Source organism: Zhihengliuella sp., from assembly GCF_031178195.1.
Taxonomy (GTDB): domain Bacteria; phylum Actinomycetota; class Actinomycetes; order Actinomycetales; family Micrococcaceae; genus Zhihengliuella.
Window position 1 is genome coordinate 26,977 of the sequence record NZ_JAPSJL010000008.1, and the last position, 23,726, is coordinate 50,702.

The 23,726-nt window shown below is 72.9% G+C and carries 24 protein-coding genes; 15 read left to right on the forward strand and 9 right to left on the reverse strand.

Translation table 11 applies throughout. From position 1 onward, the window contains the following. Window positions 1-22 precede the first annotated feature (22 nt). The 4 genes from RIN46_RS11440 to RIN46_RS11455 all read right to left on the reverse strand — a co-directional run bounded on the left by RIN46_RS11440 (window position 23) and on the right by RIN46_RS11455 (window position 3,617). A complete protein-coding gene (locus tag RIN46_RS11440; RefSeq protein WP_309081709.1) occupies window positions 23-448 on the reverse strand; it encodes a hypothetical protein in 426 nt (141 codons plus the stop codon). A 195-nt stretch (window positions 449-643) separates the two neighbouring features. After that, window positions 644-1,195, reverse strand: coding sequence for a hypoxanthine phosphoribosyltransferase (gene hpt / locus RIN46_RS11445; RefSeq protein WP_309081710.1), 552 nt, complete (start codon window positions 1,193-1,195; stop codon window positions 644-646). Between the two features lie 105 nt (window positions 1,196-1,300). Further along, window positions 1,301-2,566 (reverse strand): tRNA lysidine(34) synthetase, encoded by a 1,266-nt coding sequence (locus RIN46_RS11450; RefSeq protein WP_309081711.1) that lies wholly within the window; start codon window positions 2,564-2,566, stop codon window positions 1,301-1,303. 1 nt (window position 2,567) lies between these two features. After that, a complete protein-coding gene (locus tag RIN46_RS11455) occupies window positions 2,568-3,617 on the reverse strand; it encodes a zinc-dependent metalloprotease (protein WP_309081712.1) in 1,050 nt (349 codons plus the stop codon). A gap of 246 nt (window positions 3,618-3,863) precedes the next feature. Between RIN46_RS11455 and RIN46_RS11460 the strand changes: the two genes are divergently transcribed. Then, window positions 3,864-4,286: a four-helix bundle copper-binding protein gene (locus RIN46_RS11460; RefSeq protein WP_309081713.1), complete on the forward strand. Its 423-nt coding sequence runs from the start codon at window positions 3,864-3,866 to the stop codon at window positions 4,284-4,286. A gap of 40 nt (window positions 4,287-4,326) precedes the next feature. Here the strand turns inward: RIN46_RS11460 and dacB are convergent, their stop codons facing one another. Then, on the reverse strand, window positions 4,327-5,697 hold the full coding sequence (gene dacB, locus RIN46_RS11465) for a D-alanyl-D-alanine carboxypeptidase/D-alanyl-D-alanine-endopeptidase (RefSeq protein ID WP_309081714.1): 1,371 nt from the start codon (window positions 5,695-5,697) through the stop codon (window positions 4,327-4,329). Window positions 5,698-5,829: 132 nt separating this feature from the next. On the opposite strand from dacB, the gene RIN46_RS11470 reads away from it, so the two are divergent. Together RIN46_RS11470 and RIN46_RS11475 are read left to right on the forward strand one after the other, a co-directional pair. Next, on the forward strand, window positions 5,830-6,354 hold the full coding sequence (locus tag RIN46_RS11470) for an inorganic diphosphatase (RefSeq protein ID WP_309081715.1): 525 nt from the start codon (window positions 5,830-5,832) through the stop codon (window positions 6,352-6,354). Window positions 6,355-6,478: 124 nt separating this feature from the next. Continuing rightward, window positions 6,479-7,153: a YitT family protein gene (locus RIN46_RS11475; protein WP_309081716.1), complete on the forward strand. Its 675-nt coding sequence runs from the start codon at window positions 6,479-6,481 to the stop codon at window positions 7,151-7,153. A 31-nt stretch (window positions 7,154-7,184) separates the two neighbouring features. Here RIN46_RS11475 and RIN46_RS11480 read toward each other — a convergent pair whose 3' ends face one another. After that, complete coding sequence (locus tag RIN46_RS11480; protein ID WP_309081717.1) at window positions 7,185-8,639, reverse strand: PLP-dependent aminotransferase family protein; 1,455 nt, start codon at window positions 8,637-8,639, stop codon at window positions 7,185-7,187. 60 nt (window positions 8,640-8,699) lie between these two features. Between RIN46_RS11480 and RIN46_RS11485 the strand changes: the two genes are divergently transcribed. From RIN46_RS11485 to RIN46_RS11535, 11 genes are all read left to right on the forward strand, one after another. Continuing rightward, complete coding sequence (locus tag RIN46_RS11485) at window positions 8,700-9,413, forward strand: hypothetical protein (RefSeq protein WP_309081718.1); 714 nt, start codon at window positions 8,700-8,702, stop codon at window positions 9,411-9,413. 49 nt (window positions 9,414-9,462) lie between these two features. Next, complete coding sequence (locus tag RIN46_RS11490; RefSeq protein ID WP_309081719.1) at window positions 9,463-10,059, forward strand: hypothetical protein; 597 nt, start codon at window positions 9,463-9,465, stop codon at window positions 10,057-10,059. Between the two features lie 148 nt (window positions 10,060-10,207). After that, on the forward strand, window positions 10,208-10,426 hold the full coding sequence (locus tag RIN46_RS11495; protein WP_309081720.1) for a hypothetical protein: 219 nt from the start codon (window positions 10,208-10,210) through the stop codon (window positions 10,424-10,426). A 94-nt stretch (window positions 10,427-10,520) separates the two neighbouring features. Then, window positions 10,521-10,937, forward strand: a complete 417-nt coding sequence (locus tag RIN46_RS11500; RefSeq protein ID WP_309081721.1) for a DUF1761 domain-containing protein — start codon at window positions 10,521-10,523, stop codon at window positions 10,935-10,937. 144 nt (window positions 10,938-11,081) lie between these two features. Then, window positions 11,082-11,918, forward strand: a complete 837-nt coding sequence (locus RIN46_RS11505; RefSeq protein ID WP_309081722.1) for a TipAS antibiotic-recognition domain-containing protein — start codon at window positions 11,082-11,084, stop codon at window positions 11,916-11,918. Between the two features lie 241 nt (window positions 11,919-12,159). After that, window positions 12,160-13,206, forward strand: a complete 1,047-nt coding sequence (locus tag RIN46_RS11510) for an ABC transporter substrate-binding protein (RefSeq protein WP_309081723.1) — start codon at window positions 12,160-12,162, stop codon at window positions 13,204-13,206. Window positions 13,207-13,321: 115 nt separating this feature from the next. Beyond that, on the forward strand, window positions 13,322-14,359 hold the full coding sequence (locus tag RIN46_RS11515; protein ID WP_375141885.1) for a FecCD family ABC transporter permease: 1,038 nt from the start codon (window positions 13,322-13,324) through the stop codon (window positions 14,357-14,359). Then, window positions 14,356-15,162 (forward strand): ABC transporter ATP-binding protein, encoded by an 807-nt coding sequence (locus RIN46_RS11520; protein ID WP_309081724.1) that lies wholly within the window; start codon window positions 14,356-14,358, stop codon window positions 15,160-15,162. Before RIN46_RS11515 ends, RIN46_RS11520 begins: the two co-directional genes overlap by 4 nt. Window positions 15,163-15,299: 137 nt before the next feature. After that, entirely contained in the window at window positions 15,300-15,656 is a 357-nt protein-coding gene (locus tag RIN46_RS11525) for a hypothetical protein (RefSeq protein ID WP_309081725.1), read from the forward strand. A gap of 211 nt (window positions 15,657-15,867) precedes the next feature. After that, window positions 15,868-17,034, forward strand: a complete 1,167-nt coding sequence (gene argE, locus RIN46_RS11530; protein WP_309081726.1) for an acetylornithine deacetylase — start codon at window positions 15,868-15,870, stop codon at window positions 17,032-17,034. An 11-nt stretch (window positions 17,035-17,045) separates the two neighbouring features. Further along, window positions 17,046-18,335 (forward strand): MFS transporter, encoded by a 1,290-nt coding sequence (locus RIN46_RS11535; RefSeq protein ID WP_309081727.1) that lies wholly within the window; start codon window positions 17,046-17,048, stop codon window positions 18,333-18,335. A gap of 132 nt (window positions 18,336-18,467) precedes the next feature. Here the strand turns inward: RIN46_RS11535 and RIN46_RS11540 are convergent, their stop codons facing one another. The 3 genes from RIN46_RS11540 to RIN46_RS11550 form a co-directional block, all read right to left on the reverse strand. Next, the gene (locus RIN46_RS11540) at window positions 18,468-19,322 is read right to left on the reverse strand and encodes an HAD family hydrolase (RefSeq protein WP_309081728.1); all 855 of its coding nucleotides are present in this window, start codon (window positions 19,320-19,322) and stop codon (window positions 18,468-18,470) included. A gap of 143 nt (window positions 19,323-19,465) precedes the next feature. Beyond that, a complete protein-coding gene (locus RIN46_RS11545) occupies window positions 19,466-21,019 on the reverse strand; it encodes an APC family permease (protein WP_309081729.1) in 1,554 nt (517 codons plus the stop codon). After that, the gene (locus tag RIN46_RS11550) at window positions 21,016-21,894 is read right to left on the reverse strand and encodes a universal stress protein (RefSeq protein WP_309081730.1); all 879 of its coding nucleotides are present in this window, start codon (window positions 21,892-21,894) and stop codon (window positions 21,016-21,018) included. The genes RIN46_RS11545 and RIN46_RS11550 overlap by 4 nt, the downstream gene beginning before the upstream one ends. Before the next feature lie 212 nt (window positions 21,895-22,106). On the opposite strand from RIN46_RS11550, the gene RIN46_RS11555 reads away from it, so the two are divergent. Continuing rightward, the gene (locus tag RIN46_RS11555; RefSeq protein ID WP_309081731.1) at window positions 22,107-23,711 is read left to right on the forward strand and encodes a PucR family transcriptional regulator; all 1,605 of its coding nucleotides are present in this window, start codon (window positions 22,107-22,109) and stop codon (window positions 23,709-23,711) included. Window positions 23,712-23,726 lie beyond the last annotated feature (15 nt).

The following is a 23,726-nucleotide window of genomic DNA, read 5'->3' on the forward strand; positions in this document are numbered from 1 at the left end:
GCCGTCGTCTCAGACTCATGAACTAGTGCTCGGTAAAGGTGAACGTGCTTCGACGCAGTCTCCAACGTCGAGCGCTGGTCTCGATCGTCAGTGTAGGGACCGGACGTCGTCGAATGAGACTTGGCCGGTAGGTGATCTGGGCTTCCGCCCGCAAATAAGCGAGGACGAGATGAGCGAGTTCGCGAATCTCGTCCGCCTTCTCCTCTTCGTCGTCGCCATAGTCGAAGAGAATTGCACCGACATCCAAGTCCAGGATCCGAGCATCGAACCATTCGTAGGTGGCGCGCAGCTCAGCACGCCGAACCCGCCCATCGGGGCCTGCGTGTGCGCTCAGCTGGAGGCCGTGCATATGCGAGGAGTCGGACGCGAGGTCCTGCCAGGTCACGGGCTCGCCATCGAAGACCTCGGCCACAACCCGGTGCAGGAGTTCTCGGATGTTGATGGTCACGGCTCAAGCTTGGCACGGGTTTCGGCGACTCCGGCCAGAGAACGACCATCGACGTCGCACTCCTGCAGGCCTCCGGGGCCGGAGGGATGCAGGAGTGCGACGTCGGTGGTTCACGGCTGCACGGCTGCGACGCCGATGAAGCGCAGCTGCAGGATCACGACCTCGATGCCGCGGTCGCGGCCGGGCCGCGGACGCCTACTGGTAGACGTGCGGCGCGAGCGTGCCGATGAAGTCCAGGTTGCGGTACTGCTCGGCGAAGTCGAGCCCGTAGCCCACCACGAACTCGTTGGGGATGTCGAAGCCGACGTACTTCACGTCGATGTCCACCTTGGCGGCCTCCGGCTTGCGGAGCAGCGCGCAGACCTCCACGGAGGCCGGGCCGCGGGAGACGAGGTTGGACTTCAGCCAGGACAGGGTCAGGCCCGAGTCGATGATGTCCTCGACGATGAGGACGTGCTTGCCCATGAGGTCCGTGTCCAGATCCTTGAGGATGCGGACCACGCCAGAGCTGGTGGTGCCGGAGCCGTAGGAGGAGACGGCCATCCAGTCCATGGTCACGTGCGAGTGCAGCGCGCGGGCCAGGTCGGCCATGATCATCACCGCGCCCTTGAGCACTCCGACGACCAGCAGGTCCCGGCCCTCGTAGTCCTTGTCGATCTGCGCGGCGAGCTCGGCGACTTTCGCGTCGATCTCTTCCTTGGTGTACAGCACATGCGCCAGATCGGCGCTGACGTCATTCGAATCCACGAACGGGCTCCTGAAGTGTCGGGTGTCCCGCTCCGGCGCGGTGGCCGGGCGGGCGGCGGCTACACCCAAGGTTACCGCGCGGCCCGGACCGGTTCCGTCTCGCCCTCAGGCCGTGACCGGGACGCGGCGGAGGACCAGCACCGGCCCCTGGAACCCGTGCCCCCGTCCGTCGCGCACGCGGTACGCGGCGACGTGGCCGGCGAGCTGCACGGGACCCGCCGATCCGCGGCCCACCGCGAGCCGCTCCAGCGCCGCGGTGCGCTCGAATGTCGGTGCCTCCCCGCCCGCAGCGCGGACGGCGAGGCGCAGGACGCGCGGCCGCAGCGCCGCATCGAGATCCCGCACCGCGGGCAGACGGAGCACGACGTCGCCGCTCGCCGGAGCGCCCGTGTCCGATCGGCTGCCACCCGGCGGAAGGCGGAGTCCGGCGAGCGCCTGCTCGGCCTCGGCGTCGAGGTGGTCGGCGTCGGCCGCGGCGAGGGCCGCAGTGCGGGCGAGGTTCGCGGCCACGCCGCCGCCCAGCTCCCGCTCGAGGTACGGAAGGACGTCGAGGCGGACCCGGTTCCGGAGGGCGTCGCGCTCGGCGTTCGTCGGGTCGTGCCAGACCTGCAGCCGCTCGTGGGCGCAGATCGCCTCGGTGTCCGCGCGCCAGAGGCCGTCTGCCCGGCCCTCCGTCCCGGCCGGAGCCGAGCCGGCGTCCCCCCGGGAGGGTGTGCCGAGGAAGGGGCGCAGGAATCGCCCGCGCCGGGCGGGAATGCCGGCCAGGGAGCGCGTCCCGGACCCGCGCGCCAGCCCCAGGAGGACCTGCTCGGCCTGGTCGGAGAGGGTATGGCCGGTGAGCACAGCGACCGGCGGCCCGGGCTCGGCCGTCTCCCAGCGCCGCGCTGCCGCCTCGAGCGCGGCGTAGCGGGCGGCGCGGGCCTGCTCCTCCGTCCCCGGGGCCGGCACATCGACGGCTAGGACCTCCACCGGGGAGAGGCCTCTGTCCGTGAGCTGGTCGGCGGCTCGCCGGGCAGCATCGGCGCTGCCCGCCTGGAGTCCGTGGTCCACCACCACGGCGCCGGCCGCGAGCCGTCCCCTGCTGGCCAGGAAGGCGCAGGTGACGGCGAGCGCCAGGGAGTCGGCTCCCCCGCTGCAGGCCACGAGCACCCGCGGGGGCTCGATGCGCGGGGAATCGGAGCGCTGGGGCTCGCGACGCAGCGGCTCGAGGCTCGTCGGTTCACGACGCGCCGGCGGTGTGGCCGCGGGCCGGGGCGCGTCGTCGTCGTACCGGTAGTCGTCCCGCTGGGCTTGCGGCAGCTGCCAGGCGGCCACGGCCTCCCGGACGGCGGCCCGCGCGGCAGCGAGCTGGGGCGGCAGGTTCCCGCCCACGCTAGGCCTGCATGCGGTCGACCCACTCCTGCGGGTGGTGCAGCTCGTGCTCGGTGGGCAGGTGCTCCGGGCGCTCCCACACCCGGTTGAACCCCTCCATGCCGATCTGCCGCACCACCGCGGAGACGAACTTCTGGCCGTCGGCGTACTGGCGCATCTTGGCGTCCAGGCCGAGGACCCGGCGGAGCCAGTTCTCGATCGCCCCGCGGTCCGCGCCGCGGCGGGCGAAGCGCTGGCGGATGGTCTTCACGCTGGGAACGATCGAGCAGTCGACTCCGTCCATGACCACGTTCGCGTGGCCCTCGAGCAGGCTCATCACGGCGGTGAGGCGACTCATGATCTCGCGGTCGTGCTCGTCGCGGATGAGCTCGGTCAGGGGCGTCTTCTCGGTGAAGAGGCGGGTCAGCCGCTCGCCGAGGCTGTCCGCCTTGCCCAGCATGCCCTCGACCAGCTCGGCGATGCTGCCCAGGAGGTAGTCGCGCAGCCAGGGGGCGGCCGCGAACTGGACCCGGTGGGTCTGCTCGTGGAGGCAGACCCAGAGCCGGAAGTCGGCGGGCTCCACGTTGAGCTCGCGTTCGACCTCCACGATGTTCGGGGCGACCAGCAGGAGCCGGCCGGCCTCGGGCAGGTGGGGGCGCTTCAGGGGCGCGAACGGATCGAACTGGCCCAGCACCTTGGAGGAGAGGAAGGAGAGGATGGCGCCCATCTCCGCGCCCGTCGCCCGCGCGGTGACCGCCGCGGAGGTGGCGCTGAGCTTCTCCGAGTGCTTGGCGGCGGCCTCGCGCAGCGGGCGGTCGATGATCGCCTCGAAGCTGTGGACGTTCGCCCGCGCCCAGCTGGCCCGGTCGACGATCAGCACGTCGGAGTCCCGCAGGTCGCGTGCCGCCTCCAGCCGGGTGATCTCGTGGACGTGCCCGACGGCGGCATCGGCGTGGCGGCGCAGGTCCGCCACCACGGCGCTCGCCTCGGCGGGAGTGAGCTTGGGGCCGGGGGTGCCGAGCGTGGCGGCCGTCTTCGCGGCGAGCTCCCAGTGGATGAGGCGGTGATCCATGGGCCCATCCCATCACGGATGGAACCCCGTCGCTACGCGCAGCGGGCCGGCGGGAGGCCCCGACGGTGGCACCCGGGCACCGACTGATCGAGCCTGGGAGATCGCTGAACGATCCGCCCGCTCCCCTTTCGACGAGCGGCTGCCCCTTGTTAGCGTCCGGAGGGTACGCGGAAAGCACGCAGGGCGGCCGGCCCTGGGCAGAACGGCGTCGGCGGCCTGCGACCCAGCGAGAAGAGGAGCAGTGCCATGAACGATCTCATCAGCAGCATGCAGGCGACGCACCCCCGCGAGTTCACGGTGGGCGGCTCCGCAGTGGATCCGGCAGCTCTGGCCGAGTGCCTGGCCGCCTGTGTCGAATGCGCCCAGACCTGCACCACCTGCGCGGACGCCTGCCTCTCCGAGGACATGGTGGCGGACCTGGTGGGTTGCATCCGCCTCAACGCGACCTGCGCGGACATCTGCGCCGCGACCGCCTCGGTCCTGTCGCGGCGGCCGGAGGGCGACGCAGCCTACCTGCGCTCGCTCCTGGAGGCCTGCCGCGACGTGTGCGAGCGCTGCGCCCAGGAATGCGGCAGCCACGCCGAGATGCACGAGCACTGCAAGGTCTGCGCGGAGGCCTGCCGACGCTGCGCCAAGGCCTGCGCGGACCTGCTCTCGGCACTGGGTTGAGCGCGGCAGTGCAGCCTACCCCGCACCCCAGCGCCACCAGCTAGAGCGTCGTCAGGGCCGCTGCGGCGCGGTCGAGCTCCGCTCGGGCGGCGCCCAGACTGCCGGGCACGTCCCGGGCGAAGAAGGAGAAAGCCACCAGGCGGCCGTTCTCCGTCACCGCCAGACCCGTGAGGGTTACGACGCCGGCCAGCGTGCCCGTCTTGGCGCGCACCCGTCCGAGCGTCTGCTCCGTGCCGAGGCGGTTGGCCATGGTCCCCGTCGCGCCGGCGATCGGCAGCAGGTAGCTGACGTCGCGCAGGTCCTCGTGGCCCGCCGTGGTCACGGCGGCCATCATGAGCGCCAGCTGCTCGGGTGTCACCTGGTTGGCCGCCGCCAGCCCGGAGGCGTCGACGATGCTGGCCCCGGCGGTGTCGATGCCCATGCGTTCCAGCGCGCGGTTCAGGCCGTGCGCGACCCCGCCGAAGCTCGCCGGCTGGCCGAGCTCGATCGCGACGAGGCGCCCCAGCGTCTCGGCCACGTAGTTCTCCGAGTGCTGGGTCATCACCTCCACCATCTCGCCGATGGTGGGTGAGACCAGCCGGGCCAGTGGCTCCGCCGACTCCCCGCGGTCACCGCGGACGACCTCGGCGACCACCCGGCCCTCGCCCAGCTCGGCGGCCAGGGCGTCGCGGAAGGCTAGCGCGGCGGTCATCGCGGGGTCCGAGACGCGCGGCGCACCGGACGCGGCCGAGGCGCGGGCGGCGAACATGGCGATCGGCATCACGGGCGCGATGTTGTTGCTGGTCAGGAGTGACTCGTCCCAGTGCGGGCTCAGGGTGCTGCCGTCGAACAGGGTGTCCTCCAGCACCACCTGCACCGGCCCGGCCTCCCCGGAGTCCGGCCCCTCCGGCAGGGCCGCAGCGGTGTCGGCGGCCAGCACGGCCAGGCGCTCGGGCGTCAGCAGCACGTCGCCCCCGCCGACCAGCACGACGTCGCCCGCAGCGGAGTACGTGGACGTCGCCACGGTGCGGTCTTCGCCGAGGACGCTCAGCGCAGCCGCCGCGGTCAGCGTCTTCAGGCTCGACGCCGGCGTGCCGGGGTCGTCTCCGCTGCGGGAGAACACCTGGTCGCCGCTGGCGACGTCCACGACGGACCCGGTGACGTGGCCGGCCGCGGCCGGGAAGCTCTCGAAGACGGGGCCCAGCGCGGCCTCGGCGTCCTCCGCCGTGACCGGATCCTGCCCGAGCGGCGGGGCGACCGTGACCTGCACCGCCCCCACGGTGGGCAGGTCCTCCTGCGGGACCAGCGGCGTCGTCCGCGTGAGCACGGCCGGCGCCAAGTGGAGGAGATTGATCACCAGCAGGGCCACCACCAGGAGGACCATGAGGGCGAGGCCCGCGGCGCGGAGGCGGCGGCTGGACTTGCGACGCATCGGCGGCACCTCGTGATCGGCGGGACTTCGGGCGGGCGGGCGGCGCAATATACGCTTGCCATAGCACTTAAACACTAGTCCCGCGGGCCGCTGCCCCACGACTGCCCCGCGGAGCCACATCTAGGAGAGCCGATGAGCCACGACGTCACCATCGAGATCCCGGCGGGATCGCGCGTCAAGTACGAGATCGACCACGAGACCCACCGCCTGCGGCTGGACCGCGTGCTGTTCACCTCGATGCAGTACCCGACCCACTACGGATACTTCGAGGACACGCTGGGCGAGGACGGCGACCCGCTGGACGCGATGGTGTGGATCCCGGGCGTCGACCTGATCCCCGGCGTGATCGTCGAGTCGCGCCCGATCGGCGTGTTCAACATGACGGACGACGGCGGCGGAGACGCCAAGCTGCTGTGCGTGCCGACGGACAAGCGGTTCGACCACATCCGCGAGCTCGAGGACGTCGACGAGTGGCTGATCAAGGAGATCGAGCACTTCTTCACGCGCTACAAGGACCTGGAGCCGGGCAAGTGGGTCAAGGCCGAGGGCTGGCAGGGCCGCGAGGCCGCCGAGGCCGAGCTGGCCGCGTCCGTGGAGCGGTTCGACCGCCTCGGCGAGGAGTCCGAGGAGGACGAGCCGCAGGGTCGCGACGTCTGATCGACGACGGCGACGACGGCGCGTCCTGATCGACGGCGTAGGGCGGTCCACCGGTTCGGTGGGCCGCCCTTCGTCGTCTCGGCCGCGCTGCTCGCCCCGGGACGGGTCGGGTTTAATGGATTCGATGCCCTCCGTCCCGCTCCCGCGTCCGTCCCGGCGGCCGCGTCCGCGCCTGGTCCCGATGACGCCGCTGCAGCAGCTGCGCGCGCCACGCAAGCCGCTGCGCCTGCTGAACCTGACCCTCGGGATCGTGGTGCTGGGCATCGGCGTGGGCCTGTTCGTGCGCGCGGGGTTCGGCCTCTCGCCCTGGGACGTCCTGCACCAGGGCCTCAGCAGGCTGCTTCCCATCAGCTTCGGCACCGTGATCGTGCTGCTGGGGCTGCTGATCCTGCTGCTCTGGATTCCGCTGCGGCAGTGGCCGGGGTTGGGCACCGTCGTGAACACCTTCGCCGTCGGGCCGATCGCCGACCTGACGATCGCCCTGATGCCGCCGATCCACGGGCTCGGGTGGCAGGCCGGCGCCATGGCGCTGGCCACCGTCCTCGCGGCCTTCGGCACCACGCTCTACATCGGGGCGCAGTTCGGCGGCGGTCCTCGCGACGGCCTCATGACGGGGCTCCACTTCCGGACCGGGCTGAGCGTCCGCGTCATCCGCACCCTCATGGAGCTCACCGCGCTGGCCGTCGGCTGGCTCCTGGGCGGCGTGGTCGGCATCGGCACCGCGGTGTTCGCCCTGTCGATCGGGCCGCTCTGCCAGCTCTTCTTCCGCTGGACCGTCGTGGACCTCGAGCGCCGCTGACCCGACGGGCCGGTCAGTGGCGCCGGCCGGCTCAGCCGGCGACCTCCTCCCAGGCCTCCGCGATGCGCGGGAGCGCCCACTCGAGCTCGTGCCCGGCCTGGGCGAAGGGGATCCGCATCCAGTGCTCCAGCCCGTGGTCCTCCACGGCGAACATCGAGCCCGGCGCCAGCAGCACGCCGCGCCGGCCCGCCGCCGCGGCCAGGGCCGTGGACGCCGGCCGCGGCAGCTCGAACCACAGTGAGAGGCCGCCGGCCGGCCGGCGCGCCCTCCACTCCGGCAGCAGCTCCGCCGCCCGCTCCAGCACCAGGTCGCGGGTGGCCCCTAGACGCGCCCGCGTCTCCGGCAGCAGGTCGCTGCCGCGTTCCAGGAGCCGCGCGAGCACCAGCTGGTCCAGCACCGGGGCGCCCAGGTCCAGCGTCATGCGCATCCGCGCGAGGCCGCCGACCAGCGCGTGCGGTGCCCGGATCCAGCCGAGCCGCAGCCCGCCCCAGTGGGACTTGCTGGCACTGCCGATCGTCACGACGTCGTTGGAGAACCCGGCCATCGGGCGCACGTCGGGCTCGTCGTCCAGCCACAGGCGCGCGCACGTCTCGTCGACGATCCCCGTGGCCCCGGCCCGCCGCAGCTCCCCGGCCCACCGTTCGCGCACCTCGTCGGAGGCGAGCGTGCCGACCGGGTTGTGGAAGTCCGGCAGGCAGAGCATCGCCCGGGCGCCGCTGGAGCGCAGCGCGCCGGCGACGGCGTCCACGTCCGTGCCGTCGGCACCGATGGGCACGGGCGCGACGCGCACCCCGTGGTGGCGCAGCGACGTGACGCTGTTGGGGTACGTGGGGCTCTCGGCCAGTGCGACGGCGCCCGGCTTCAGCAGGAGCCGGGCGGCCGCAGCCACGCCGGCCAGGGCGCCGGCGGTCACGAGGACCTGCCCGGCGTCCGTCGGCACGCCGCGGCGGGTGTAGTCGGCGGCGATCGCCTCGCGCAGCGCCGGGACGCCGAGCGGGAAATAGCCCATGCCGCTGATATAGGCGGGCAGCTCGTCGAGGGCCTCCTGATAGACGGCGGCCAGCCCCACCGGGGCGGAGGGCGCGGCGCAGGTGAGGTCGACGCCGGTGGGCTCGCCGACGCCGTCGTACGCCCCCGAGGCGCCGCCGCGCGGCCCGAAGCCGCCGAGCGGCAGGGGCTCCGCGCCCCCGACGACGGGGCCGCCCGGGACGCGGGCGATGGTCCCGGCCCCGACGTGGGCGCTGGCGTAGCCGCGGTCGCGCAGTTCGGCGTACGCGCGGGAGACCGTGGTCCGGCTGAGGCCGAGCGTGCTGACGAGCTGGCGCTCGCTGGGCAGCGCGGTGCCGTGGATGATGCGGCCGTTGGCGATGAGCTGGCGGATGGAGTCGGACAGCCACGCGTAGGCCGGCCGCGCCGCATCGGGCTCGCCGAGCATCGCGGCGAGGCGGCCGCCGCCGAGGCGACGGGCGGGTGTGATGGTGGCCATGGAGCCATTCTGCTGCAATTGGCTATTTTTTCAAGGTCCAATCGCGAGCAGAGTGGAGGCATGGCACAGACGACCCACCCGAGGCTCCTCCCGCTGACCCCGCTCCAGCAGCTCCGCGCCGGACGGCTCCCGCTGCGACTCGTCAACCTGTTCGTGGGGCTCACCCTGTTCGGCGCCGCCATGGCGGTCTTCATCCGCGCCGGCCTCGGCCAGGCGCCGTGGGACGTCCTGCACGTCGGGCTCAGCACGCGGCTGCCCCTGAGCATCGGCACCATCATCATCCTGCTCGGCTTCGTGGTCCTGCTGCTGTGGATCCCGCTGCGGCAGTGGCCCGGCCTCGGCACCATCGCCAACGTCCTGTGGCTCGGCGTGGCCGCCGACCTCACCCTGTGGCTGGTGCCGCCCATCGAGGGCCTCGGCTGGCAGATCGCGGCCATCGGGGCGGCGCTGGTGGTCAACGGCATCGGCGGCGCCCTCTACATCGGCAGCCAGTTCGGGCCCGGCCCGCGCGACGGCCTGATGACCGGCGTCCACCTGCGGACCGGGATCAGCATGCGCCTGGTCCGGACCGTGGTGGAGGTGACGGTCCTCGCGATCGGCTGGTTCCTCGGCGGGATCGTCGGCGTCGGGACGGTCGCGTACGCCCTGCTCATCGGTCCGCTCACGCAGTTCTTCCTGCGCTGGAGCGTGGTCGAGCTCCCCGACGCGACCGTTCCGCCGGAGCACGACGCGACCGCCCGCCCCGCCGCCGAGCCCGCGGCCTGCCGCTTGTAGCGGCCGGACCTGGGCGAGCCCGGGCAGACCCGGCTGGCATACTGACGCCATGTACGTGGTGACCATCAACCAGCGGGACACGCGCGCGGCCGGGGACCGCGTCGACGACCTCGTCCGCGCCCTCGAGGACCTGCCGACGGCGTCCGCGTTCCGGCGCTCGGTGGCCGACGAGGCGATCGGCATCCTGACCGAGCCGGCCGCCGTCGTCACCGCGGCCCTCACCGCGCTGCGGGAGCGGCGCTGGAACGTCGGCATCGGCGTCGGATCCCTCCACGAGCCGCTGCCGGAGGAGCTCGACGACGTGCGCGGCCCCGCGATCGTCCACGCCCGGCGCGCGGTCACCGCCGCCCAGAAGATCGGCGAGCGCGTGCCGCTCGTGGTCGCCGGCCCGGACCCGGACCTCGCCGCCGAGGCCGAGGCAGTCCTGCGCCTGCTGGGCCACCTCGTGGCCCATCGCACCGCGGCCGAGTGGGCCGTCGTCGACCTGCTGGTCCCCGGGGTGCGCGGCCAGCACAAGGACATCGGCGCGGCCCTCGGGATCACCAGCCAGGCCGTGTCCAAGGCGGTCCTCCGCGCCCAGGCGAAGGAGGAGTGGGCCGCCCGGCCCGCCGCCGCGCGGCTGCTCGGCCTGCTGCACGCCTCCTGACGAGGCTGCCGGGCCGACGGGCGGGGCCGGTGCGCGCCGGACCTTAAGGAAATCCTCGGAAACCGCGTCACGATCCGCGGGCCGGGCGCTCTTTAAGGGTGACGCAGCAACCGCCGGCCCCGCCCGGGCCACCACCGCAGGAGACCGTATGTCAGCCACCGCCCGCCACCTGGCCCCCGCAGCACCGTCCGGCCTCGCGCGCCGCCGGGGCCCGAAGCCACCGGCCGGAGGGTCCGGATCGCCGTCGCAGTGCGGCCTCGTCGCCCGGCGGATGGTCGCGATCGGCCTCGGCGTCATCGCCATGGGCGTACTGCTCGTCGCCGGCGCGCTCTCCGCCGTCGGGGCACTCCTCGCCACCGCGGTCTGAGGGCTGCCGAAAGCCTGTCCCACTGGGGACGATCGTGCCTAGACTGGCGGCACCGGCGCCCCCGCGGCGCGCAGCCGACCGCTAGGAGATCCCCATGGTTCCCGACATCAACATCTGGGCCGTCCTCGTCGCCACGGTGGCGTCGATGGTGGTGGGCATGGTCTGGTACACGCCCAAGACCTTCGGCAGCGCCTGGATGCGACTGGCGCGCGTGGAACCCGGGCAGGGGAAGAGCATCGCGGGGCCGCTGATCGTCAGCGCGATCGCCGCGTTCATCACCGCCTGGGTGCTGGCCGGGTCCGCGTTCATCGCCCAGGAGTTCTACGGCGGGTCGTTCCTAGCCAACACGCTCATCACGGGCGTGATCCTCTGGGCCGGTTTCACGCTCGCCCGATTCTTCACGCACGACGCGTTCGAGGGCCGGCCGGCCGCCCTGACCCTGCTCAACGCCGCTCACGAGCTCGTCGCCGTGCTGGCGATGGGCCTGGTGATCGGGCTCTTCGGCGTCTGAGGCCCCCGGGCGCGCGATCCGGTCCGCGCACCCGCCCGGACACCTGCCCGCTCCCCCTTGACCTTGACGTCGCGTCAACTTCTACCGTGGTGATCACGCCGCCGGAGCACCAGGCGGGAGGGACGAGACGGAAGGAGCGCCGTCGTGACGAGCGCGCAGCACGGAGCCGCCGCACACGGTGGAGCGGACCGCGAGTGGTCCATCCAGGAGGTCGCCCGGCTCACGGGGACCACCAGCCGGACGCTGCGGCACTACGACGACGTCGGTCTCCTGCCGCCGTCGCGCGTGGGGTTCAACGGGTACCGCTACTACGACGCCGACTGCCTCCTCCGCCTGCAGCGGATCCTCCTGCTGCGCGGGCTTGGCCTCGGCCTGCCGGCGATCCGGGAGGCCCTGGACGCCTCGGCGACCGGGACGGCGGCCTCCGCCCCAGGGCGGGCGGCGCAGGCCCGGGCGCTGGACGCGCACCTGGGCGTGCTCCGCGGCGAGCAGGAGCGGCTGGCGCGGCAGATCGCGTCGGTCGAGCGGACCATCACCACATTGAAGGGAGGTGGCGATCTCATGGCGGACACCATGTTCGACGGGTTCGACCACACGCAGCACAAGGACGAGGTGACCGAGCGCTGGGGAGCCGATGCCTACCGGGCGCGCGACCGCTGGTGGCGCGGCCTGGGCGACGAGGAGCGCGCCGCGTGGAAGGCCCGCGTGCGCGAGCTCGGCGAGGACTGGGCAGCGGCCGCCGCGGCGGGCGAGAGCCCGGCGTCGGAGCGCGCCCAGGCGCTCGCGGCCCGCCACGTCGAGTGGCTGGGCTCCGTGCCCGGCACGCCCGGGGCCGGTGGGGCGCCGGACACGGGCTACATCGCCGGGTTGGCGGATCTGTACGTCGCGGACGAGCGCTTCGCCGCGAACTACGGCGGCGCCGAGGGCGCAGGATTCGTGCGCGACGCCCTGCTCGAGTGGGTGCGCCGGCACGACGGCTGAACCCAGGGGGGAGGCCGGGCAGGCCAGGGGCGGGACCTGCCCGGCCCGCCCGGCCACACCGAGCGGGCCGAGCGGGCCGAGCGGGCAGGGCCGACTATTTAGGGCCGATCATGCCCGGGATTTCCCCACCGAGTCCATCAATATAGGCGCGCGGGCTTTTCCGTAATCGACTTAGGTTCGGCTAAGCTCGGTCATCGACGCGGGCGGTCCCGCGGCCTGATTCCGAGCCCCTGGAGCACTCATGAGGATCCGCACCCTCGCCTACGCCGCCCTGACGGCGACCCTGACCGCTGCCCTCGCCGGATGCGGGGCCTCCGAGCCCGTCCCGGAGGAGTCGGCCGCGTCCTCGGCCGCGGGCGAGGGCGTCACGGAGTACCCCCTGACCATCGACAACTGCGGCACCGAGGTCACGGTCGACGCCCCGCCGGAGCGCGTGGTGTCCCTGGACCAGAACTCCACCGAGATCCTCCTCTCCCTCGGGCTCGAGGACCGCGTGGTGGGCACGGCGTCCTGGACGGACCCGATCCTGCCGGAGCTCGAGGCCGCCAACGAGGACGTCCCGCGACTGGCCGACAACGCCCCCACCTACGAGGTCGTCCTCGGCGCCGATCCCGACTTCATCACCGCCTCCTTCGGCCGCCACCTCAACGAGACCGGCGTCGCCACCCGCGACCGCTTCGCCGAGACGGGCATCGAGACCTACCTGTCCCCCACCGACTGCGAGGGCGACGTCTCCATCAACGGCGGCGGCACGCGCACACAGCTGCTGGACGTCGAGTCCCTCTACACGGAGATCCGCGAGATCGCGGCCGTCTTCGACGTCCCCTCCCGCGGCGACGCGCTGGTCGCGGACCTGGAGGAGCGCACGGCCGCGGCGCTCGACGGCGTGGACGCCGACGGTGCGACGGTCGCCTTCTGGTTCGCGGACACGCGCACGCCGTACATGGCCGGCGGCTACGGATCGGCGGCGATGCTCGCCGACATGTCCGGCATGGAGAACGTCTTCGCGGACACCCCCGACGACTGGCCGGCCATGGGCTGGGAGGCCGTCGTCGAGAAGAACCCGGAGGTGCTGGTCCTGGGCGACCTGCAGCGGGCGCGCTTCCCCGGCGACCTGCTCGAGGAGAAGATCGCGTTCCTCGAGTCGGATCCCCTGACCAAGACCATGGACGCGGTGAAGAACAAGCGGTACATCGCCCTCCACGGCGCCGAGATGAACCCGTCCATCCGCTCCGTCGACGGTCTGGAGAAGATCGCGGAGTTCTGGAAGGAGCAGGACGCTGGCTAGCGCGGTCGTGACGGACGAGGAGAGGACCGGCGTGGCCGGCTCGAACCGGGGCGCGGTCGCGGCGACCGTCGGCGCGCGGAGCACGAACGCCGCCGGCGCCGCGGCGCCGCGCGTCCTGCGCACGCGACGGCGTCTGCGCACCGCGCTGCTGGGCACCGTCTTCACCCTCGGCGGCCTGGCCCTGCTGGTCCTGTCGGTCGGTGTGGCGATCACGCTGGGCCCGGCCGACGTCTCGCTCGTCAACGTGCGCGACGTGGTCCTGAACCACCTGGCGGGTGCGCAGATCCCCGTGCGCGTCTCCGAGGACGCGATCGTCTGGCAGGAACGCCTGCCCCGCGCCCTCGTCGCGGCCGCCTGCGGTGCCGGCCTCGGCCTCTGCGGGGCGATCATGCAGTCGCTGCTGCGCAACCCCCTGGCCGACCCCTACGTCCTCGGCGTCTCCTCGGGCGCCTCGACGGGCGCCGTCGCTACGGGCGTGCTGGGCCTCGGCGGTGCGGCCCTCGGCCTCTCCGGCGGCGCGTTCATCGGCGCGCTCGTTGCGTTCGCCCTGGTGCTGGCGCTGGCCCGGATGGCCGGCGGCGGCAACGACCGCGTGGTCCTCGCCGGCGTCGCCAGCACGCAGCTGTTCTCCGCGCTGACCTCGCTGGTCGTGTTCGCGTTCGCGGATTCCGACGAGACCCGCGGGGTCATGTTCTGGCTGCTCGGCTCGCTGGAGGGCGTGCGCTGGGACGACGTCGGGCTCTGCCTCGCCGTCGTCGCGGCGGGGACGCTCATCTGCCTGCGCTACGCCCACGCGCTGGACGCGTTCGCGTTCGGCGACGAGGTCGCCTCCTCGCTCGGGCTCAACGTGCGCCGCGTGCGCCTGCTGCTGCTGCTCATGACCGCGCTCATCACGGCCACCCTGGTCAGCGTGGCCGGGGCGATCGGCTTCGTCGGCCTCGTCCTGCCGCACGCGGCCCGCCTGCTCTTCGGCTCCAGGCACACGCGCGTGGTTCCGGCCACGGCCGTCCTCGGCGCGATCTTCATGGTCTGGGTCGACGCCGGTTCCCGCGTAGCCTTCGCCCCCACCCCGCTCCCCGTGGGCGTCGGCACCGCGCTGATCGGTGTGCCGGTGTTCATCGCCCTGCTCGCCCGACGCCGGAGGGCCGCATGAGCCTCACCGCCGAGAACGTCAGCTGGGAACGCGAGGGCGCGCTGATCGTCGACGGCGTGACCCTGCGCCCCGAGCCCGGAGCGACCGTCGGCCTGCTCGGCCCCAATGGGTCCGGCAAGTCCTCCCTCCTGCGCCTGATGCAGGGCGTCACCAGGCCGTCCGCCGGCGCGATCGAGCTGGACGGCGAGCCCCTCTCCTCGATCCCGCGCCGTGCCATCGCGCGCACGGTCGCGGTCGTCAGCCAGCACGCGCAGACCGACATGGACATCCTCGTCGAGGATGTCGTGCGCCTCGGCCGGATCCCCCACCGCGGCACCTGGGGCGGCGACCCGGACGCCGACCGCGCCGCCGTCGTGCGCGCCCTCGAGCAGACCGGCCTGAGCGACAAGGCCGACCGGCTCTGGCACACGCTCTCCGGCGGCGAGCGGCAGCGGGCGCAGATCGCCCGCGCGCTGGCGCAGGAGCCGCGCGAGCTGCTGCTCGACGAACCCACCAACCACCTGGACATCCGGCACCAGCTGGAGCTGCTCACGCTCGTCACCCGGCTGCCGATGACCACCGTCGTCGCGATGCACGACCTCAACCTCGCCGCGATGTTCTGCGATCACCTGGTGGTCCTCCACGGCGGATCGGTCGTCGCCGGCGGCACGCCGCGGGAGGTGCTCACGCCCGAGCTGATCCGCGAGGTCTACGAGGTGGAGGCGGAGGTCGCGTACGACGACGTCCGCGGCCGCGTGGTCATCTCCTTCGAGCCCGCCGTGCTCGCCAGCCGCTGCCCCCTGCCCGCCCTGCAGGGGCAGTGACGACGCCGCCCGGAACCGGGTGACGGACTCCTCCCAGGCCGCTATGCTCGCCGCACAGGCCTGACGCCACCCCGCGCACGGCGGATGCGGCGGCCCCGGGCCGGACCAACGGACTCGACCGCCAGGAGGGCCGCGCGATGCCCAGCGATGCCGAACGGAACGACGCCGGGGGCGTGGTGCTCCACGCCTCCCACAGCCATCTCTTCCCGGGCGCACGGCTCGCGGCGCCGGGGATCGACGGGCCGCTCGCCGGCGGCTCCCGCCCTCGATCGCGCGAGGCGCGGATCGTCTTCTCCGACTTCTCGGAGGCCGACGCCGAGCTGAGCCGCCCGGACGACGCGCCCTCCGGCCACCTGCTGCTCGACGTGGCCGAGTACCGCACGGCGCCCGGCCGGGTGATCTCGGCCCGTGCCTGGCTCGTGGAGCAGCAGTCCACCGGCGGCGACGGCGCGGCGGCGGGGCTCCGCGTCGTCGCCCGGGCCGATCTCCCCTGAGAGCACCCGGCGGCCGACCGGCGGCAGCACTCGGTGGGCCCCCGCCGGCGGGATAGACTCCGCCGGGATCGGACCGGACCGCACGGAGTCGCGGGATGAGGCGTGGAGCACGTTGTGACGTCCGGCTTCCGGGCGGTCTGGGCGCACGACCTGACACGTGTCAAAATGGTGCGCCTGCGCCCACCCCTGCCCATCTGAAGGAGCTGCAGCCGTGACCCACACCCCCGCGAGCCTGGCGGAGATCGAGCGTCTCATCCGGTTCGACACCACCAGCCGGGACTCCAACCTCCCGCTCATCGAGCACGTCGTCGGCCGACTCCGGTCCGCCGGCGTGGAACCCACCCTGATCCACAACGCCGAGGGCACCAAGGCCAATCTCCTGGCTACGTTCCCGGCCGCCGACGGATCGACGCGTGGCGGGACCGTCGTCTCGGCGCACACCGACGTCGTCCCCGTCGACGGCCAGGACTGGTCGAGCGACCCGTTCGCCCCCGAGACCCGCGACGGCCGCCTGTACGCGCGCGGCAGCGCCGACATGAAGTCCTTCCTGGGCGTCGCCGTGGCGAAGATCGACGACATCGCCTCCCAGCCGCTCGCCGAGCCGATCCACTTCGCCTTCTCCTACGACGAGGAGGTCGGCTGCATCGGCGCGGTGTCCCTCGTGGACGCGATCGTCGAGGCCGGCCTCGAGCCCACCGGCTGCGTGGTCGGCGAGCCCACGAGCATGCGGATGATCCGCGGGCACAAGTCCGTCAACGTCCTGCAGGCGCACTTCCGGGGCGTCGCCGCCCACTCGTCGCTGCCCACCGAGGGCGTCAACGCGATCGCGCACGCCGCCGAGTTCGTCCGGTTCGTCCACGGCGTCGCCGCCGAGTTCGCCCAGGACGGCCCCTTCGACGACGGCTACCTCGTCCCCTACACCACCACCACGGCCAACCGGATCGACGGCGGCATCGCCGTGAACACCATCCCCGCCGACTGCACGGTGACGTTCGAGTTCCGCTCGATCGCCGCCGTCGACCAGGAGGCCCTGATCGAGCGCTTCCGCGCCGAGGTCCAGCGCATCGGCGCGCTCATGCGCGAGCAGGACGGCTCCGCCGGCGCCGAGTTCACGATCGTCTCCACGGCCCCGGGGCTGGAGACGGCCGACGACGCCGCCATCGTCTCCCGGGTCGTCGAGTGGGGCGCCGACGCGAGCACCGGCAAGGTCACCTACGGGACCGAGGCCGGCCTCTTCTCCCGCGCGGGCATCCCCACCGTGGTCTGCGGCCCGGGCGACATCGCCCAGGCGCACGCCCCCGACGAATTCATCGAGCTGGACCAGATCGCCCGGTGCGAGTCCTTCTTCGACCGCCTCATCGCCGCGCACCGCGCCTAAGGAACGGAACCATGACCACCACCGCACCCCTGGAAGTTACGCCCGAGCGGCTCAAGACCGCCAAGAAGGCCGTCATCAGCAGCTCCATCGGCGCCGCCCTCGAATGGTTCGACTTCACGGTCTACGCCGCGTTCGCCGTCGTCATCGCCGCGAACTTCTTCCCCGCCGAGGGCGAGAACGCCCACGTCATCGGACTGATGCAGACGTTCGCCGCGTTCGCGCTGTCCTACCTCATCCGCCCCCTCGGCGCGATGATCCTCGGCAGCTACGCGGACCGCAAGGGCCGCCGCAACGCCCTGACGCTGACCATGATGCTCATGATGGTCGCGACCCTGATCATGGCGCTGGCGCCCACGTACGACCAGGTGGGCGTGTGGGCCGCCGCCGCGATCCTGCTCTCGCGACTGGTGCAGGGCTTCTCCGCCGGCGGCGAGTTCGGCACGGCCACGACGTTCCTGATCGAGTCGGCGCCGCACCGGAAGGCCTTCTACGCCTCCTGGCAGATCGCCGCCCAGGGCGCCTCGCTGCTGCTCTCCTCCGCCTTCGGGTTCGCGCTGTACACGTGGATGTCCGAGGAGGACCTGTACGCGTGGGGCTGGCGCATCCCGTTCTTCTTCGGCCTGCTCGTGGGCCCCGTCGGCCTCTACATCCGCGCGCGGATGAGCGAGACCGAGGAGTTCGTGAACACGGTCAAGGAGAAGACCCCGCTGAAGACCGTGCTGACGCAGCACCTCGGCCGCACGCTGGCCGGCATCGGGGTCATCGGCGTCGCGACGATCTCCGTCTACATGATCTTCTACATGCCGACGTTCGCGATCGAGCACCTCGACGTCCCGGCCACGGCCGGCTACCTCGGCGGTCTCGTCGCCGGCATCGTGATGCTGGTCGGCTCCCCGTTCGTCGGGGCGCTGGCCGACCGGGTCGGCGCCGGGCGCGTCATGACCGTGTCCGCCCTCGCCGCGCTCGTGCTCGCCTGGCCCCTGTTCGCGTTCCTGGTCGCGTTCCCGAGCGTGGCGACGCTGGTGGCCGTGATCGTGATCCTCGGCATCGTGATGACGTTCTACTTCGCCCCGCTGCCGGCGCTGCTCTCCGCGCTGTTCCCGGCGGCGATCCGCGGCTCGGGCCTGTCGGTGTCCTACAACATCGGCGTCACGCTCTTCGGCGGCATCGCGCCGCTGGTGCTGACGTGGCTGCTGGATGCCACCGGGGTCCTGGAGACGCCGGGCTACTACTACCTGATCATCGCGGTGGTCTCCCTGGTGGGCCTGCACTTCGTGCGGACCCGCTACCAGGACCGCTGACGGGCCGAGACCCGGACGCGCGGAGCAGATCCCCCGACGACGGACGCAGGGCCGGTCGATCCCGATTCCGGGGTCGACCGGCCCTGCGTCTCGTCCGGGCCCTGCCCGCGGCGAGTCGCGGCGATCCTGCGCTCAGGCGGCGCGGACCGACTCGGTGAGGATGTCGCGCAGGATGTCGGCGAGTCCGTCCTCCTCGACCGGGGCCGTCACCTCGTCGGCGACGTCCTTGACCTCCTCGGGGGCCTGGCCCATCGCGACGCCGCGGGCGGCCCAGGCGAGCATCTCGATGTCGTTGCGGCCGTCGCCGGCGGCGACCGTGACGGACGGGTCGACATCCAGCATGATCCGCAGCTCCTCGAGCGCGGTGGCCTTGCTGACGCCCTGCGCGGCGATGTCCAGCCACGCGGTCCAGCCCACGGAGTAGGTCACGCCCGCCAGGCCGATGCTGCGGACGGCCTTGCCGAACTCCTCGGCGGTCGAGTCGGTGGAGAAGACCACCAGGCGCGTGGCGGTGGCCTCCATCATGTCCTCGAAGTCCACGCCGCGGGCCTCGACGCCGAAGCTGGCATCCTGGAACCGCTCCGTGGAGAGGAACTGGCCCTCGTCGTCCTCCAGGGCGAACTTCGCGGTCGGCAGCGAGTGGCGCAGTGCCTTCAGGGCCGGCGCGGGGTCGAAGGTCTTCCGGTCGATGACCTCGTAGGCCTCCGGCAGCGAGGTGTCGATCCGCAGCGTCACGCCGCCGTTGGAGCAGACCGCGTAGCCCTCCTCGATGCCGAGCAGCTCCACGATCGGGAGCGTGGCCCCGAGCGAGCGGCCGGTGGAGACCACCACGGTGTGCCCGGCCTCGACGACGGCGCGTGCGGCCTCGCGGACGGCCCCGCTCATGTGCCCCTCGTGGTCCACCAGGGTCCCGTCCACGTCGAGGCAGATCATCTTCTTGTCATTCATCTTCCGGTCTTCGGTGCCGGTAGCCAGTGTTTCGATCATCTCCATAGTGAAGCACTTTCGGACGCGGCGCGCGACGCGCCACGGCACACCACCACCCCGCGGCAGCGGTTCTTCACCGGGGTTTCACCGGCTGCTCGCCGCCCCGTCCACCGCCGGTCGCGCCGCGGACGGGGCGGGGCGGGTCAGCGCTCCTCGGCCGCCGTCGTCAGCGTCTCGCCGCGGAAGAACGCGGGCCGGCGGACGTACTGGACCACCATGATGACGACCCCGATGCCCAGCACGGCCATGCCGAGCACGAAGACCAGGCCGAGGCCGAAGAGGTGCGAGCCGGAGCCGTAGGCGGGATCCATGCTGTCGATGATGGTGGTGAAGAACAGGATCATCAGGATGATCCCGCCGATGCCCGGGCAGAGCAGCTGGAACACGAAGTTCCGCACGGAGGCCGTGAACGTCCGGCGGAAGTACCAGACGCTCGCGAAGGCGGTGATGCCGTAGTACAGGCAGATCATCATGCCTAGGGCCGTGATGGTGTCCCAGAGGACGTTCTCCGAGACGAAGCGCATCACGGCGTAGAAGGCCGACGCGACGACGGCGGAGACGATCGTCGCGTAGCCGGGCGTGAAGAACCGCGGGCTGATACGGGCGAACTTCGGCGAGATGGCCCCGTAGTGGCCCATGGCCAGCAGGGTGCGCGCCGGCGAGACGAACGTCGACTGGAGCGAGGCCGCCGAGCTGGAGAGCACGGCCAGCGAGACCAGCCAGGCGAACGGGCCGAGCACCAGGTGCGAGAGGTGGAAGAAGACGTTCTCCTGGATCTCCTCGTTGCCCAGGCCGTACTCGCCCGTGCCGACGCCGGCGAAGGCGATGAGTGCCACCGAGAGCAGCAGGTACAGGCCCACGATGATGAGGACCGTCAGGGTGGCGGCCTTGCCCGGCGTGGACGCGGAGCCCTTGGTCTCCTCGTTCATCGTCAAGGTCACGTCCCAGCCCCAGAAGATGAAGATGGAGAGGGACAGGCCGGCCGCCACGGCGGAGAAGGAGTCGACGGCGAACGGGTTGAACCACTCGAGGGCGATCGGCGTCGCGTCGAACGCGCTGCCGTCCGCGACGTGCCTGAGCGCGGCGACGGCGAAGACCACCAGCACGGCGATCTGGAAGCCGACCAGCAGATACTGCACCCGCTGGGTGGTCTGCATGTCGCGGTAGGAGATGGCCGTCGCCGCCGCCATGAACGCCAGACAGGTGGCGACGTTGATCAGGGGGTTGCTCGTCAGGTCGGCGATCCCCGCGTTGCCCGTGATCTGGGCCAGGAGCAGATAGAGGAAGTCGACGGCGACGCCGGCGAGGTTGGACAGGACCAGGATGGTCGCGGCGATGAGGCCCCAGCCTCCCAGCCAGCCGATCCACGGTCCGAAGGCCCGGGTGGCCCAGGTGAAGGAGGTGCCGCTGTCCGGCATGGAGCGGTTGAGCTCCCGGTAGCCGAAGGCGACGAGGAGCATCGGGATGAAGCCGACCAGGATGATGGCCGGGACCTGCAGCCCGACGGCGGACGCCGTCGGGCCGATCGCGGCCGTGAACGTGTAGGCCGGGGCGATGCAGGAGATGCCGATGACGATCGCGCCGATCAGCCCCACGGAGCCCGCGCTGAGGCCCTTCTTGCTCAGGCCGCCGGACTGCTCGGCCGGCTCGCCGCCGGGGGCGGGCGCCGCGGCCCGCTGCGCTTCGGTGCTGCTCATGCTGTGGTTTCCTCGTCGTCGAAGGTCAGTTCGGTCTCCCGCGGCACGATCACCAGCGGGACGGGCAGGGCGCGCAGCATCTTGCCGGCGGTGCTGCCCAGGAAGATGCGGCCGCGGGAGGCCAGGCGGGAGGAGCCGACGACGACGAGGTCGCCCGGCTGCCACTCGGCCCGGCGGACGGCGTCCTCGATGCCGCGGCCCGTCGCGACGGCGACGTCGGTCACCGCCACCTCGGGCGCGGCGGCCTCGAGGAAGCCGCGGACGCGCTCGGCGTGCTCGTTCGCCGTCGCGGCCGCCTCGGGGGCGGCGGGGTCCTTGGCGTCGAGCGGGACGAGCGAGAGGACCCGCAGGTCGGTGCCGGTCCGGGCGGCGGCCGCCGCGGCCGCGCGCATGACCTCCTCGGCGCCGGGGCGCAGGCCGACGGCGGCGGTCACGCGCGTCAGGGGCGCCTCGGCCGGCGTCCCGCCCCCAGCGCCCCCGGCCGTGGTCGGTGCCACGGCGACGGGGACCCGGGAGGCGTGCAGGAGCGAGTTGGCGACGCTCCCGGTGCGCTCGCGCCCGCCGACCACGATCAGCGTGGTGCCCAGTCGGCGGCTCGCCGACAGCAGCCCGCCGGCGGCCGAGTCCGCCTGCTCCACGTGGGTGCCCACGCGGACGTCGTCCGGCACCGTGCCCGCCGCCTCGGCGAGCCACGACTCTGCGGCGGTGCGCACGTGCTGCGTGTAGCCGGCGTCGCGCGGCACCAGGGCGCCCCGCTCCGACGTGAGGACCATGACCAGCTCGAGCGTCGCGTCGAGCGCGCGCGCCAGGCGGACGCCGAGGCGCACGGCGTCGCCTCCGCCCGCGGTATGGGTGTAGCCCACCAGAATCTTCATGGGGATGCCTGTCCTCTTCCTCGTCGGCACCGGGCCGGGCCGGTTTCCGGCCCGGGGGTCTGTGCGTGGCCCGCTGCCGGCGCCCTGTGATCGGGCGCACCACGCGGGGCACAGGGACGAGCGTAGAGTTGTGCGGAACACATCTGCGGTGCCAATGTGTCAAAATGAACGACTTTCTTTAGCCAAAACGGCATGACCCGGACGGAGCCGTCGTGACCGCGACCCTGCGCAGCCTCCTGGCGGATCCCGACCTGGGACTCCGCCCGCTGACCGCCCCGGAGGACGGCGGATGTCTCGACACGCCGCTGACCTGGGTCGCGGGAAGCGATCTGGCGGATCCGACCCCCTTCCTCGGCGTCGGCAACGCCGTCCTGACCACCGGCGCCCAGTTCGGCGGCACGTCGCCGGCGCGGTTCAAGGACTACGCGGCCCGGCTGCGGGACAGCGGGATCGTGGGACTGGGCTTCGGGACCGGCGTGCTGCGCCCGGACGTGCCGCCGGAGCTCGTGGCCGCGTGCCGCGCGGCCGGCCTGCCGCTGTTCGAGGTCCCCTACCGCATCCCGTTCCTGGCGGTGATCCGCCGCGTCGCGGACAGCGTCTCGGCGAACCGGCACGCCCGCGAGAGCTGGGCCCTCGGCGCGCAGCGCGCCATCTCCTTCGCGTCCCTCCGCGCCGACGGCGTGGACGCGAGCCTCGCCGAGCTCGCCCGGCAGCTGGACCGCTGGGTGGCCCTCCACGACGCGGACGGGCGCCGGACCCACCTGGTTGGGGCCGGCGCGGGGCGGGCGGAGGATCCGCTCGTGGCCGAGCCCCTCGCCGTCGAGGTCTCGCGCCTGCTGGGGCGCGGTCAGCGCTCCGGATCCACGGTGGTCTGCGACGGCGACGCCCTCGAGTTCCAAACCATCGGCCGTCGCGGCGAGCTCCGTGGCGTGCTGGTCATCGGCGCCGGGAGCGACGGCGGGGGACGCGACGACGAGGGGGACGACGGAGGAGCGAACGATGGCGGAGCGAACGACGGCGGAGCGAACGGGGCCCTCGACCAGGCGGCCCGTTCCGTAGTCGCCAGCGTCATCGCGCTCGTGGGGCTCGCCCTGGAGCAGAACCGGGCGCTGAACCGCTCGCGCGCCGCGCTGCGCACCGGCCTGATGACGGCCCTGCTGGCCGGTGATCTGGCCCTCGTGCGCGACATCGCCCAGCGGATGGGGTCGCCGCTGCCCGCGGAGCCGGTGCGGGTCCTCTTCTTCAGAGCGCCGGAGGCCGGTCCGGACCGTCTCGACGGCTGGCTGGAGGACGCGATCGCCTCCGCCCCCGGGCGCCTGTTCGGAGCCTCGCACCGGGACGGCGTCGTGCTCGTGGCCGACGAGGCGGAGGCGCGCCAGGCCCTGCGGGCCGCGCGTCGCAGCCCGGCTACCCACACGGGGATCTCCGACGCCGTCGTCTACGCCGAGCTTCCGTCCGGGATCCGGCAGGCCGAGCAGGCCCGGGACCACGCGGAGCTGGTCGGCGCTCCCAGCGCGGCGATCTCCGACGTCGCCGAGAACGGCATGGCGGGGCTGCTCCCCGAGCTGCGGGCCCGGGAGGTCGCCCGGCGGCTGCTGGCCCCGCTGTCCCGCCACGACGACGGCTCCCAGCTGGTGGACGACCTGCGCACGTGGCTGGAGCACAACGGGCAGTGGGACCCGGCGGCCCGGGAGCTCGGCATCCACCGCCACACCCTCAAAGCGCGCATCGGCAGAGCCGAGCGCCTCCTGAGCCTGGACCTGTCCACCTTCGCCGGGCGGGCGGAGGTGTGGCTGGCGCTCCAGGCCGCCGGCTGAGCGCGGCGGCGGTGG